Annotated in this window: 10 protein-coding genes and 1 pseudogene; 4 read left to right on the top strand and 7 right to left on the bottom strand. The window is 63.1% G+C overall.

Going from position 1 to position 13,316, the window contains the following annotated elements; genetic code table 11:
- Window positions 1-867, top strand: a pseudogene (locus IPF85_RS22995) (cell division protein FtsK); the annotation flags it as partial.
- 173 nt (window positions 868-1,040) lie between these two features.
- Here the strand turns inward: IPF85_RS22995 and IPF85_RS22990 are convergent.
- From IPF85_RS22990 to IPF85_RS22980, 3 genes are all read right to left on the bottom strand, one after another.
- The gene (locus IPF85_RS22990) at window positions 1,041-1,271 is read right to left on the bottom strand and encodes a type II toxin-antitoxin system HicB family antitoxin (protein WP_343410386.1); all 231 of its coding nucleotides are present in this window, start codon (window positions 1,269-1,271) and stop codon (window positions 1,041-1,043) included.
- A 92-nt stretch (window positions 1,272-1,363) separates the two neighbouring features.
- Window positions 1,364-3,583, bottom strand: a complete 2,220-nt coding sequence (locus IPF85_RS22985; RefSeq protein WP_343410385.1) for a PA14 domain-containing protein — start codon at window positions 3,581-3,583, stop codon at window positions 1,364-1,366.
- A gap of 231 nt (window positions 3,584-3,814) precedes the next feature.
- Window positions 3,815-5,356, bottom strand: a complete 1,542-nt coding sequence (locus IPF85_RS22980; protein ID WP_343410384.1) for a long-chain fatty acid--CoA ligase — start codon at window positions 5,354-5,356, stop codon at window positions 3,815-3,817.
- A gap of 290 nt (window positions 5,357-5,646) precedes the next feature.
- Here IPF85_RS22980 and ndk point away from each other — a divergent pair, with 290 nt between their 5' ends.
- Complete coding sequence (gene ndk / locus IPF85_RS22975; protein ID WP_343410383.1) at window positions 5,647-6,096, top strand: nucleoside-diphosphate kinase; 450 nt, start codon at window positions 5,647-5,649, stop codon at window positions 6,094-6,096.
- 49 nt (window positions 6,097-6,145) lie between these two features.
- On the opposite strand, the gene IPF85_RS22970 is transcribed toward ndk, so the two are convergent.
- Window positions 6,146-6,862 carry a Crp/Fnr family transcriptional regulator gene (locus IPF85_RS22970; protein ID WP_343410382.1) on the bottom strand — a complete coding sequence of 239 codons (717 nt, stop codon included), beginning with the start codon at window positions 6,860-6,862 and terminating at the stop codon, window positions 6,146-6,148.
- 23 nt (window positions 6,863-6,885) lie between these two features.
- Window positions 6,886-8,154 carry a GTPase ObgE gene (obgE, locus tag IPF85_RS22965; protein ID WP_343410381.1) on the bottom strand — a complete coding sequence of 423 codons (1,269 nt, stop codon included), beginning with the start codon at window positions 8,152-8,154 and terminating at the stop codon, window positions 6,886-6,888.
- A gap of 340 nt (window positions 8,155-8,494) precedes the next feature.
- Between obgE and IPF85_RS22960 the strand changes: the two genes are divergently transcribed.
- On the top strand, window positions 8,495-11,113 hold the full coding sequence (locus IPF85_RS22960; RefSeq protein ID WP_343410380.1) for a M36 family metallopeptidase: 2,619 nt from the start codon (window positions 8,495-8,497) through the stop codon (window positions 11,111-11,113).
- Window positions 11,114-11,127: 14 nt separating this feature from the next.
- Here the strand turns inward: IPF85_RS22960 and IPF85_RS22955 are convergent, their stop codons facing one another.
- On the bottom strand, window positions 11,128-11,508 hold the full coding sequence (locus IPF85_RS22955; protein WP_343410379.1) for a hypothetical protein: 381 nt from the start codon (window positions 11,506-11,508) through the stop codon (window positions 11,128-11,130).
- Window positions 11,509-11,543: 35 nt separating this feature from the next.
- Entirely contained in the window at window positions 11,544-11,912 is a 369-nt protein-coding gene (locus IPF85_RS22950) for a nicotinate-nucleotide adenylyltransferase (protein WP_343410378.1), read from the bottom strand.
- A gap of 356 nt (window positions 11,913-12,268) precedes the next feature.
- On the opposite strand from IPF85_RS22950, the gene IPF85_RS22945 reads away from it, so the two are divergent.
- A complete protein-coding gene (locus IPF85_RS22945; RefSeq protein ID WP_343410377.1) occupies window positions 12,269-13,312 on the top strand; it encodes a PIN domain-containing protein in 1,044 nt (347 codons plus the stop codon).
- Window positions 13,313-13,316 lie beyond the last annotated feature (4 nt).

Genomic DNA, 13,316 nt, shown 5'->3' with positions numbered 1-13,316 from the left:
GAAAAGAATGCGGCGCTCGCCGGACTGCTCGCCGGTAAACCGCTGGACGCCAAAGCGCCGCTGGCCTGGCTGGGCGACCCGATTGCCATCCGCGACCCGCTGGCCGCCAGCTTTCGCAAGCAGGCCGGCGCCAACCTGTTGATCGTCGGTCAAAACGAAGAAGCGGCGTTCGGCCTGTTCAGCGCGGCCCTGATGGCGTTGGCCGCCCAGGCGCCGACCGGCGATGCCGCGGCCATCACCCTGCTGGACTTCAGCCAGGCCGACGAGGCCAACGCTGACTTCTACACGCGGATGGCGGCCCGGCTGCCGCGGCCAATCACGCTCGGCAAGCGCCGTCAACTGCCCGCGCTGCTGGACGAGCTGGCCGCCGAGGTCACACGGCGCATGGAGGATGAGGCCACGCCCGGCCGGCCGCGCTTCCTGTTTGTCCACGGCCTGCAACGTGCGCGTGACCTGCGCCAGGATGAAGGTCTCGGCAGCTTCGCCTCGTTCGACGCGCCGCCGGCCGCGGCCAGCCCCGCGCAGCAGTTCGCCACGATCCTGCGCGAAGGCCCGGACGTGGGCATCCACACGTTGGTCTGGTGCGATACGATGACGAATCTCAACCGCACGCTCGATCGCCGCATCCTGCGCGAGTTCGGCCTGCGCGTGGCCTTCCAGATGAGCACTGAGGACTCGTCCGCCCTGCTCGACACCCCGGCCGCCGGCAAGCTCGGCCCCTATCGCGCCTTATTCTACAGCGAGGATGAAGGACGCCTGGAGAAGTTCCGGCCGTATGGGGCGCCGGCGGACGCGTGGCTGACCATATCCACCGCTTGGCGCTTGATGCCGAGGCTGGCGTCTCCAGCCTCGGAATCATCTCCGTAAGATGGTCTTCTGACGGGTGCATGCCAGATCGTCCATCCAGTGGCGCTTTCCTCCAACTCCCGGGATGGTTGGTACCATGGTGCGCCATGAGTCCTCTGGGTGCGTGATTCCTGCTGGCGGTCGAACACGCGACTCCAGGCAGATGAGCGTGCCCAAGAAACCGCCGATCCTTGTCACACCGTTCGGCGCTGCGTTTGGCGAAGTGCGGCGGCGACCTTCGGAGGCAACGAATCCCCGTGCTCCAGATAAGACTCGATCAACTTGCGCGCCACATCCTGCGCGATTTCCAGGGTTTCCGCCATCGTGCGGCCCTGGGCAATCAGTCCCTGTAGATCATCGCTGGTTGCGAGATAACCGCCTTCTTCTAACGGCTCGATACTAATGGACAAGATCAACTCGCTCATCAAGTGTACCTTTCAAACGCGACATCGAAATCGGATGGGACTCGATTGTACCATGTTGACTTGATTCCTGACAACCGTCTTGCCGCGTCCGGCTAACGCCGCTCCGGCATGGTGGTGATGACCGGGGGCGGCGTGGGAAGGCCCGGGCTGTTGGCCTGGCGCGGCGAAGGCGCCCAGTCGCCATGCCAGGCGCCGGCGTCGTCCCGGCTGTAGCTGGCATCTGGGCCGAGCGCGGGGAAGTTGATGCTGGCAGCCACGCTGAGATCAGGCCGCAGCAGCCGCAGTGTGCCGCCGCGATCGTTCAACGCCAGCCGCGTTGACCGGCGGAACAGCACGAGATAGCCGCCGGCCGGAATGCGAAACGCGCCCGCAAAACGGTAACGGGTGCTGTTACGTCCCGTGTCCAGGTGCCAGCCGCTGAGATTGACCTCAGTCGCGCCGGGGTTGAACAGCTCGATCCACTCATCCTGGTCGTTGATGCGCCGATCGTGATTCCAATCTACCCGTCGCGGCGCGGTCAACAGCTCATTGAAAAGGGCCGGCGCTGCGAGCACCGGCGTGGCGGTTGGCGTCGCGGTGCGCGTGGCCGTGGGAGGACGCCTGGTCGGCGTGCGGGTTGGCGCACCAGGCGTGGGCGTATCCGTCGGCGGCAGCGGGGTCGGCGTCTCGGTGGGCGCCTGGGTTGCCGTCGGCGTAGGCGTCTCGGTGGTCGGCAGCGACGTGGGCGTATCTGTTGGCAGCGGGGTCGGCGTGTCCGTCGGCCGCAGCGGCGTGGGCGTATCTGTTGGCAGCGGGGTCGGCGTGTCCGTCGGCCGCAGCGGCGTGGGTGTATCTGTTGGCGACAGCGGGGTCGGCGTGTCCGTCGGCCGCAGCGGCGTGGGCGTATCTGTTGGCAGCGGGGTCGGCGTATCCGTCGGCCGCAGCGGCGTGGGCGTGTCCGTCGGTAGGGGCAGCACGGTGGCGCTGGGCAGCGGCGTGAGCGTGTCCGTCGGTAGGGGCAGCGCGGTGGGCGTGGGGGTCTCGGTGGGCCGCATCTCGGCGGTGGTGGTGGGCAGGGGGCGTGGGGTTGGTGTGCGTGTGCGCGTGGGAGTGGCGCTGGGCCGCCGCGTCGGTGTGGCGCTGGGACGCCGCGTGGGCGTGGCGCTGGGACGCCGCGTGGGCGTGGCGGTGGGCGGCGGTGTGCTGGTGACGGCCGGCCGCGCTTCCCACCACAGGACGATGAGGGCCTCGCCCGTGGCCTCGTAGTATTCGACGCGCAGCGCGTGGTTGCCCGTGGCCAGGGCATGATCCACGGTCAGTTCACGGCGGCTGCCGTCGCGCCATTCGTTGATGAGCAGCGCGCCGTCCACGAACAGGCGCGCGCCGTCATCTACGGTCATGTGGAAACGATAGACGCCGGCAGTGAAATCGAGACTGCGCGTCCAGCGCACGGAGAAATTGTCCGCCGGCAGGCCCGGTGCAATGGCGCCGCTGCCCCAGTTGAAGTTGATGCTGGCATCGTTGCGCACCAGGACCGGGTTGTCCATCAGGTCCCGGTTGGTGTAATACTCCCCGCGCCAGTAGGACGGCCCAACCGTGGGCGAGGGCGGGATGGGGGTCGCGGTGCTGGTGGCCGGCGGCGGGGTGGTCGTCGCCGTGGCCGGCAGCGGTGTGGAGGTGGCCGTGACCGGCGCCGCAGTCGGCGTCGGCGTGGCGGTGATGACCCAGGGCGTCGGGGTGGCCGTAATCACCCAGGGCGTAGCCGTGGGCGTCAGGGTTGCGGTTACCAGGGGCGGAAGGCCGGTCGGGGTGGACGTTATCGTCGGCGTCGCGGAAGCATCAGCCGCCTGTACGCGCCACACCATCGAGACGCGCTCGCCGGTGGCCTGCGATTGCGTCACGATCAGCACGCTGGGCAGGCCGTTCCAGGGCACTTCGTCGGGAAAGGTGAAGCCGGCCAGGAAGCGTCCATCGTCCTGCACCGTGGCGACGGCCATCGCCCTGTCGGGGATGCCGCCCTGGTCCGCCAGCGGATTTTGCAGACGAATGAAGATCGTGTCACCCGGCCGCCAGCGCTCGCCGCGCAGGGTAATGACTGCGCCGGGCGCGCCAGCGTCCGGTTCAACCAGGATCAATGGCACAGCTGTTGCGGTCGGCTGCACGGTGGGCGTTGCGCGCCGGCCCCAGATGTCACGCAGATTGCTGCAGCCGGTCAGGCTGAGCAGCGCCAGCAGCAGACTGGCCCACAAGGCCCAGCGCTGGCTCCTGCGGGCGACCGGCCGTCCTGAGGACGCCGGCGGGGTCTGCTTGAATCTCTCTGTTTTCGCATTCATCTCTTCCCTCCTCCCCGTCACAGGCATGGCAGACTGCACCGTGTACCTGCACATACCGGTTTGCACTCATGGGACGGCAGATCGGCGCCGTAGGTTCCCTGCGCTTTCCCGGCGAAGAGCGCTGGCGCCTACCCCTGTGGCGCCGCGGGGAGGGGCATTTCAGTCCTGGGGCACAGCCCGCGCAGGCCGGGCGACTTGCAGTCGCCCGGCCTGCGTGGAGACATTTTTAGATCAGGACTCAATCAGCTCGCGCTTGAGAATCTTGCCCGTGGCGGTCATGGGGAAGGCGGTGCGGAATTCGATCTGACGCGGATACTTGTAGTCGGCCAGTCCGATCTTGGCAAACTCGATGATCTCCTCCGCGGTGGCGCTTTGGCCTTCTTTGAGCACGACGTAAGCCTTGACTTCTTCGCCCAGGCGTTCGTCCGGCACGCCAACCACAGCCACCAGGGAAACCTTCGGATGGGTCAGCAGATACTCCTCGATCTCGCGCGGGTAAACGTTGAACCCACCGCGGATGATCATCTCCTTCAGGCGATCCACAATGTAATAGTAACCCTCGTCGTCCATGCGGCCCAGGTCGCCGCTGTGGAACCAGCCATTGCGAATCGTCTGCGCCGTGGCTTCGGGGCGCTTGTAATAGCCGCGCATGACATGGTGACCGCGAATGACCACCTCACCCACCGAACCGGCTGCAACGGGCTTGTCTTCGATGTCCACAATGCGCATCCAGGTGCCCCACACCGGATTGCCGATGGAACCCACCTTACGCGGGCGATCGGCATGGTTGAAGCAAGCCACCGGCGATGTCTCTGACAGACCGTAGCCTTCCAGAATCGGCACCTGGTACTTGCCCTCGAAGCCCTTGAGAACCTCCACCGGCAGGGCCGCGCCGCCGGAGACCGCAATGCGCAGGCTGCTCTTGATCTTTTCCAGGTCGAAGTCGGACGCCTTGGGGTAGGCGAGCAGCGCCCAGTACATGGTGGGCACGCCGGCGAAGACCGTCACGTTGTCGCGTTGCATGATGCCCAGCGTGGCGGCCGGGTCGAAGCGTGGCAGCAGGGTGATGGCCGCGCCACCCATGATGGCATTGTTCATGATGACGGTCTGGCCGAACGAATGGAACAGGGGCAGGGTGGCCAGGAAGACATCATTGGGGCGCCAGCCCAGGAGTTGCTGGCTGATCCACGCGTTCAAGAAGAGATTGGCGTGCGTCAGTTCGGCGCCCTTCGGCTGGCCGGTCGTGCCTGATGTGTACAGGATGACCGCGGTGTCATCAGGCATGGTCTGCACGGTGTCGAATGTGGGCGAGCCGCTGGCGATGACGTGGGAAAAATGCTTGATGCCGTCACCGGTCACCGGCAGAGGCCCCATCGGGTCGGCGGTGGCGATGATCAGGTTCTTGCAGGAATCCACAGCCTGGAAACCTTCATACGCAGGCTGGGTAAACATCTCGAAACCGACCAGGGCGACGGCATCACTATCCTTGAGGTGATAGGCCACTTCACGACCCTTGAAGAGCACATTGAAGGGCACCACGGTGGCGCCGGCTTTGAGGATGCCATAATAGGCGATGGGGAAGTAGGGGACATTGGGCATCATCAGGGCGACCTTGTCACCCGGATTGATGCCGAGCTGGCGCAGTCCGTCAGCAAATTTGGTGGCGGCGCCGTTCAATTCCCGGTAGGTCATCTTGCGGTCATTGAAGATAATCGCCAGATTGTCGGGGTTGCGCCCCAGGTTGAACTCCAGAATATGAGCGAGGTTGAGCATCGTTCGTTTCCTTTTTCCTGTTCTTCTGTTGTCTCGTGCGTTCTCAGCAGTCGGTCAGACGACCGCCGTTCATCGGTGTCGCGGGACTGCAATCGTGAGAAGATGAGAGATTGACACCGAGGAGGCAACGGCAAGTATAGCATGACTACGGGCAAAACTCCAAGTCAAGCGAATTTGCCTAAACAGGCATGCATGGCTACCATACGCTGGCAACGCGGCCGGGGGTCGGGGGTCAATGACGATCGCAGCGGCCGCACCAGGAGTAAAACCAACAAGAGAGGATGTTTGTCGTGGAACGTACTTTGATTATCATCAAGCCAGATGGCGTGCAGAGGGGATTGGTCGGCCCCATCATCGGCCGCTTCGAACAGCGCGGGCTGAAAATCGTCGGACTCAAGCTGATGCAGGTGAGCGAGGCCCTGGCCCGTCAGCATTATGCGGTGCATGAGGGCAAGCCGTTCTTCGCCGGCCTGATCGAATACATCACCTCCGGGCCGGTCGTCGTGATGGTTCTGGAGGCGAGGCGCGCTATCGAGGTGGCGCGCAAGACAACGGGCGCCACCAACCCGGTCAACGCCGAACCGGGCACGATCCGCGCCGACTTTGGCCTGGAAATCGGGCGCAACCTGGTGCATGGCTCAGACGGGCCGGAGACCGCCGCGGCCGAGATCGCCCTCTGGTTCGGCCCTGACGAACTGGCCGCGTATGGCCGTGCCAACGACCGCTGGATCTTCGAATAAGCCGATCAGAAGCCCGTTTCCTCGCAGGAAACGGGCTTCTGGTTTGTAGCTACAACATCGCCAGTTGTTTCAGCATCTCTCGATCCACAATCACGATGCGGTGTCGCTCGATCTGGATCGCGCCGTCATCCATCAGGGTACGCAGCGCGCGACCGACCATCTCGCGCACCGTGCCCAGGCGAGCCGCGATCTCCTGCTGCGTCAGCAGGAGATCGCGGTCCAGTTCCCCCTGCTGGCTGCGCTCAGCTTCTTCCAACAGGAGCTTGGCCAGGCGGGCTTTGACCGGGCGCAGCCCCAGGTCCTCCACAATGCCGACCAGGAAGCGCGCGAGATGGGCGACATGTTCTAACAACACCCAACCCAACGCCGGATATTGAAACGCCAGAGCCTTGATATCTTCACGCGCCATCGCCCAGGTCACCACATCATCGAGCGCGACCGCGTTGGCCGCGTTCGGGCCACCATCCAGGGCAGCCACATGATTGAAGAAGTTACCCGGCAGCACGACTTGCAGGGTCTGTTCGCGGCCCTCGATCGAGGTCTTGAAGATCTTGCAGCGACCGCGATCGAGTATGTAAAGTCCGGCGCAGGGTTCGCCTTCAAGAAAGATCATCTCGCCAGGCGCATAAGTCAAACGGTGCGCCACACAGGCCAGTTGCTGCAACGTGTTTTCGTCGAGGGCCGTGAAAAAGGATACGTCCCTGAGTAGGCCAACCAGATGCGTGTTGGGTGTTTGCCCTGCTGTTAAATCCCGGCGTTCAAGCATTGTGGTGTCCTCTGCGCGACCAACTACCAGGCGTCTTCCCAGGTCAATTCCGTGTTACCGATGCGCACAGTATCGCCCTCGTGTACTCCCTGGTCACGTAACGCATCGGTGATGCCGAGCGCCGCGAGGATGCGCTGGAAGCGCATGATGGCTTCGTAGTAGTCCCAATGGGTCATGGCGACTGCACGTTCAATGGCAACACCGCGCACCCGCCAGGCGCCGTCCGTTTCGCGTTCGACACTGAATTCCTTTTCACTGACCGGCGGTTTGAAGATGGCGCTATCAGCCTGCACCGGTTCCGCGGCCGGCAGCGCATCGAGCATGATCACCACCTGGCGCAATAACGTCTCGACTTGTTCGCCGGTGGCGGCCGAAATGGGCCAGGCCTCCACCTGCATCTGGCGCAACTCCGCCTGCAACGCAGGCCAGCGTGCGCGCACATCGGGCAGGTCCATCTTGTTGAAGACGACGATCTGGGGTTTTGTGGCCAGGGTCGGATTGAATAGCTCCAATTCCTGGTTGATGACCACGTAATCGCCGATTGGATCCGGGCTGAGGCCATTGAGCAGATGGATGAGCACCCGGCAGCGCTCCACATGGCGCAGGAACTGATGCCCCAGGCCCACGCCTGTATGCGCACCTTCGATCAGGCCGGGAATGTCGGCCGCCACAAAGTCACGATCATCCACGAGGACCGCGCCCAGGCTTGGCTCCACGGTGGTGAATGGGTAGTCGGCGATTTTTGGCCGGGCGTGGCTAATCACGCTGAGTAGGGTGGACTTACCGGCGTTTGGCACACCGACGATGCCCACATCGGCCATGAGCTTCAACTCCAGGCGCAGCCACAGCACTTCGCCCGGCTCGCCCTTCTCGGCGATGCGCGGCGCCTGGTTGAGCGCGGTCTTGAACGCCATGTTGCCGCGTCCCCCGCGCCCTGCCCGGGCCACCAGCGCCTTTTGCCCGTCCTGCACCAGGTCGGCCAGCAGGCGACCGCTGGCATCGTCGAAGGCCAGGGTGCCCAACGGCACTTGAACCTCGATGTCAGCGGCCTGCGCGCCGGTCTTGCCTTTGCCGCCGCCATGCCCGCCGCGGTCGGCACGAAAATGCAGTTGGTGCCTGAAAGCCAGCAGGGTGTTGACGTTGCGCGTCGCGACCAGGTAGACATCGCCACCCTTGCCGCCGTTACCGCCATACGGTCCGCCAAAACGGACAAACTTTTCGCGCCGAAAGGCCACGCAGCCGTTGCCGCCGTCGCCTGCCGTGACGCAGATTCGTGCCTGATCAATCAACATAGGAAAACTCAAATCCTCGTTCGTTACATCTTATCACAGACTACCTTACCCGTTTCAGGTCAAGTTGTCAAGTAAGTTATCCATGCCCGCGGGCACAACCGTGAACGAAAATGGTGCGCAAGCCGGCTGCTTGCCTCTGTGGGCGCTGCAATCCGGAGGATTGCGCTACAAGGCTATTTTCAGGTTAGATGGTTGAGAACTCTGCCGCTTGAATCCCACGAAGGTTACAGCAGGGTTGGCATCCATCCTTGTATAGTGTCAAAAAGCCTCCTCGCGCCGCAACCATCACCGACGACAATGATCTTGACAATGATCTTATGGAGGAATCGGGAGAATTTCGATGTCTGTCATCAAGCCTTTACTCACACTGGCCGCTGTGACCGCGCTCTGGTTGCTCGGCTCTCTTTTTGCCCTGGTGGCCGTGGCGGCACCGGCGCCTCCGCAGTTAGCGCAGACGTGCGCACACGTGGAAAAAGCCGACAACGCGACTCCAATCTACCTGCTCGCTTGCGGCCCCGCACCCGTCGCCCCTGACCCGCTCAGCGCGGCGCGTGGTCTCCTGGCGGCCAACGCGGCCTGGCTGGGCCTGCGCGCGGACCTGGGCGATCTGACACCGCTCAGCGTCACAGAAAGCCTGGGCGCAACCCATGTGCGCTACCAGCAGACCTACGCGGGTCTGCCGGTCTGGCTGGCCGAAGTGGCGGTTCACATCAGCCGCGCGGGCGAAGTGCAGTTGATCCAGAACGGCTACGTGCCCCGGATCACGCTCGACACACAACCGCAGTTGACCGCCACGCAGGCAACCGCCATCGCTGCCGCGGCCCTCGACGTGCTGCGCGGCGAGCGCGGCCCTGTCACGACCCAGTTGCTGATCTTCCCGGCTGACAAGACGGGCGAGAAAGCGGGTGAAAAGGCGGGTGATAAAACGGGTGAAAAGGCGGGTGAAAAGGCGGGCGAGAAAGCGGGCGAAAAGGCGGGCGAGATAAAAAGAGTGAGCCTGGCCTGGCATGTGCTCATTCCCGCCCTGGAGCCGTTGGGCGATTGGCATGTCTTCGTGGACGCGCACAGCGGCGCTGTACTGCACCAGTTCAACGCGCTGCTGTTCGACAGCGGCGCCGTGTATGACCCCAACGCCGTGCAGGTGACCGGCAATCCCAATCTGACCGACAACAATAATGCCAACAGTGCGGCCCTGCAGGCGGCGCGCAGCAGCGTCACGCTGCAGGGCATCAATGCGGGGCAGGACAAGCTGGTGGGACCGTATGCCAATCTGTGCGCGCCGGGCATCAGCGGCTACAAGCCGGCCTGCCAGGCCAATGAGCCGACCCGCATCTTCGACTACACGCGCGACAATGACAAGTTCGAGGAAGTGACGATCTACTACGCGCTCGATACGTTGCAGCGTTACATCCAGAGCCTCGGTTTCAACAACGTCAACAACCGTTCCATCCCGGTCCACGCCCACTACTACGCGCAGGACAATTCCTTCTTCAGCACAGCGGACAACGGCCTGCACTTTGGCGATGGCGGGGTGGATGACGCCGAGGACGCCGACATCATTGCGCATGAATATGGACATTCCATCCAGCACAACCAGGTGCCCGGCTGGGGCCCCGGCGTCAACACAGAGCAGCGCGCGATGGGTGAGGGCTTCGGCGACTACCTGGCGGCGTCGTTCTACGCTGACCGCGGCGATGCCACCTATCTCGCCAACCATGCGCCCTGCATCGGCGAGTGGGACGCGGTCAGCTATGCGCCCCTGGTCAACGGCGCGCGCTGCCTGCGCCGCGTGGACGGCAAGGATGAAAGGAGCGGCGTGGACATTGGTCAATACAGCGGTGTGCCGTCGGAGGAGCACGATGATGGGCGCTACTGGTCGGCCGCGCTCTGGTGCATCCGCAGTCAGTTGGGACCTGAGGACGCTGACCGCCTGATTCTGCAAGCGCACTTCTATACCACCCCCACCACCAGCAACCAGGCCTTCGAGCAGGGCGTAGATGCCTTGATCCTGGCTGATAGCACGCTCTACCAGGGCGCTCATGCTGAGGAGATTTACGCGTGCGCCCAGGCACGCGGCCTGGTCCCTGTGCAGCCGCTGGCCGCGCCGACATTGATTTTCCCCGCCGGCGGCGAGACGCTGTTGGCGAGCAGCCTGGCGTCCATCGCCTGGGAAACCAACCAGGCCCCCATCAGCGCCACCTACACGCTGGAATGGACCGCCGATTGCACGCCGGTCTCTGCTTTCGCCGATGACATGGAACTGGGCGCGTCGCGCTGGATCACCAGTCAGGTGGGCGCGCCCGGCTGGTCCTTGCAGACCGCCAGCGCGCACAGTCCCACCCACGCTTGGTTTGCGGCCAGCAGTGCGACCGTCAGCAGCCAGTATCTGCAAACCAGCCAGCCGCTGACCCTGCCGGTGCGGGCGCTGCTGATTTTTTGGCACGCCTACAACCTGGAGCGAGGTTTCGATGGCGGCGTGATCGAACTGAGTACGAACGGCGGGACAACCTGGATTGACCTGGGCGCGTTGATGATCGCGAATGGCTACAGTAGCTACAGTGTCTACAATGAAACCATTTCAACCGGCTTTGGCAGTCCGATTGGCGGTCGCCGCGCCTTTTCGGGCGACAGCGCCGGCTATGTTGAAACGCGGGTTGATTTGAGCAGCTTCGCCGGGCAAAGCGTGTTGCTGCGCTTCGACAATGCCAGTGATCGCAGTTTGCTGCGGGTTGGCTGGACCGTGGACGATGTGCGCGTGGCGAGCAGCACGCCGTGGATCGCCCTGGGCACGTCAGCGCCCGGCGCGACGGCCTTTGCCTGGCATGTACCCAATGTCCCCGGCGCCGACACCTGCGTGCGGTTGAAGGGCCAGGCGCCCGGCTATGACGATTCACCCTGGGTCGCGGGAGCGCCGTTCACGATCACGCAGCCGCTCTTCCTGCCCCTGATGCCGCGTTGAGAGACGATCAGAGATCAGAGATCAGAGATCAGGCTGCGTGGGCGCGGTGCCGGTCGGCGCAGCAGAGCGATTGAAATCGCGCCTAACGGGCGTTCCGCCGGGCGTCCACCTGCGTGGACGCAATTCGGGTCGGCGCAGGCCGACCTTGCGGCGGAACGCCCGTTCGCCCCGAATTCATTCGGCGGCTTTCGCCCCGAATTCATTCGGCGGTACAGGCCTTCAGCCGCAATGATGGCCTCCACGGCCTCCGGCACCTGGTAGCGGATGGGCTGGCCGGTGCGGATACGCTCTTGCAGGATGTGCGAGGCGATTTCCAACTCCGGCATATCCAGCTGAATGACCCGTGCGTGCAGGCCGGGCAGCGCGCCCTCCAGATATTCCCAGTCCAGCGTCACATCATGGCGCGCCAATGCCACCAGGCGGCAGTTGGCTACCAGACGATCGGCCAGGTGCCAGTTGGGCAGGTCACGCAGGAATCGGATCCCATCAGGAAAAACAATTCGCTACCAGCCGGCAGGCTATCGCGCAGCAGGCGCACCATGTCAATCGTGTAGTGTGGGCCGGGGCGATCCACATCCACGCGTGAGAGTACGAAATGATCGTTGCCCACAATGGCCGCCTTCACCATGCGCACCCGGCTGGCGGCTGCGGACAGGCGCCGATTGCGCTTGTGCGGCGGGTCGCCGGCCGGCACAATGATGACGGCATCGAGCTTGAGTTGAAACCAGGCCTCTTCGGCCAGGATCAGGTGACCGATGTGCGGCGGGTCGAAGGTGCCACCAAAAATTCCTACGCGCATGGTTACTCCGAGCAAATAGTGTTGGCGCAGGGCGCCCTGGCAGCCATCAAGTATAGGCAAATGTCAGAACCCGTCAAAACAGCCCGGTTGTTGCATAAAATACCAAATTCGTGTATGATTCACCTGTACACCGGGCGGATTGTTCGGCCTTATTCGTTTTTTCGTTTATTCGTTTTTTCATTCATTTCGTAGCGATGTCGAAGCGATGTTATTCGCTCACTTGAAAAAGCAAGAGGCAAAAAAAGCAAGAGGTGAATTGTCAGAACCCATTGCATGGTTAGTAAAATATAACGTATACCATTCCGGTATCATTCCTATACCATTCCGGTATCATTCCTCTACCTGGGAGGCGATTCGTGAAAGTGGACTTATTGTTTCGTATCATTGGCGCTCTCATTCTTGGTATTTTTGGGTGGGAAATCGGCATGGAGTTGGCAGGAACGTCAGCGCTGACGGGTGAATCCATCCGCTGGGTTGCACCGTTGACGGCTGTTGGCGCCCTGATAGGGGCCTTGTTGGCGCCCTGGTTGACCACCGTGCCCGCTCGCTGGGCGCGGCTCAACGTTCGCCAAATCCCAGCGCAGCAGATTCTGGCGGCTGCGATCGGGCTGGTGGTCGGCTTGATGATCGCCGCCTTGCTGGCCTGGCCCCTATCGTTCTTGCCCTCTCCATTCGGAAAACTCCTGCCTGCGATTGGCGCCCTGGTTTTTGGCTACTTGGGCACTATCGTGATGGTCCTGCGCCAAAAGGACATCTTTGCGCTCTTGGGCGCACGCTGGTCAGCTTCGGCCGCGCTGCAGGAACATACCCCGGTGCTGCTCGATACCAGTGTCATCATTGATGGACGCATTGCCGACATCTGTCAAACCGGCTTCATTCGAGGCCCGATGATCGTGCCGCGCTTCGTCCTCAATGAACTTCAACACATTGCTGATTCAGCAGACCCGCTGCGCCGCAACCGCGGGCGCCGCGGGCTGGACATGCTCAACAAGATGCAGCACGAGTCCGCGGTGCCAGTCATCATCAGCGATCTCGATGTGGACGGCGTCCGTCAGGTGGATGACAAACTCGTGCAGTTGGGCAAACAGCTCGGCTGCCCGGTCGTCACCAACGATTTCAATCTCAACCAGGTCGCCGGGCTGCAGGGCGTGGTTGTGCTCAATATCAATGCCCTGGCCAACGCCGTCAAGTCGGTCGTATTGCCGGGCGAAACGATGCGCGTACGCGTCATTCAGGAAGGCAAAGAGAACAGCCAGGGCGTTGCCTACCTGGACGATGGCACTATGGTGGTGGTTGAGAACGGCTACCGCTACATGAACAGCAGCCTGGATGTGGTGGTGACCAAGGTGCTGCAAACCAATGCCGGGCGCATGTTGTTCGCCCAACCACACACGAATTGATCGG

This window comes from Candidatus Amarolinea dominans (assembly GCF_016704685.1).
Classification (GTDB): Bacteria; Chloroflexota; Anaerolineae; order SSC4; family Amarolineaceae; genus Amarolinea; species Amarolinea dominans.
The sequence above is the reverse complement of the archived record's forward strand: the minus strand, read 5'-3'. Positions and strand labels throughout refer to the sequence as shown.

Excerpts from the sequence above, each read along its gene's own strand:
- IPF85_RS22990 (WP_343410386.1), bottom strand. The coding sequence starts at position 1,271 with ATGAGCGAGTTGATCTTGTCCATTAGTATCGAGCCGTTAGAAGAAGGC.
- IPF85_RS22985 (WP_343410385.1), bottom strand. The coding sequence starts at position 3,583 with ATGAATGCGAAAACAGAGAGATTCAAGCAGACCCCGCCGGCGTCCTCA.
- IPF85_RS22980 (WP_343410384.1), bottom strand. The coding sequence starts at position 5,356 with ATGCTCAACCTCGCTCATATTCTGGAGTTCAACCTGGGGCGCAACCCC.
- IPF85_RS22970 (WP_343410382.1), bottom strand. The coding sequence starts at position 6,862 with ATGCTTGAACGCCGGGATTTAACAGCAGGGCAAACACCCAACACGCAT.
- obgE (WP_343410381.1), bottom strand. The coding sequence starts at position 8,154 with ATGTTGATTGATCAGGCACGAATCTGCGTCACGGCAGGCGACGGCGGC.
- IPF85_RS22960 (WP_343410380.1), top strand. The coding sequence starts at position 8,495 with ATGTCTGTCATCAAGCCTTTACTCACACTGGCCGCTGTGACCGCGCTC.
- IPF85_RS22950 (WP_343410378.1), bottom strand. The coding sequence starts at position 11,912 with ATGCGCGTAGGAATTTTTGGTGGCACCTTCGACCCGCCGCACATCGGT.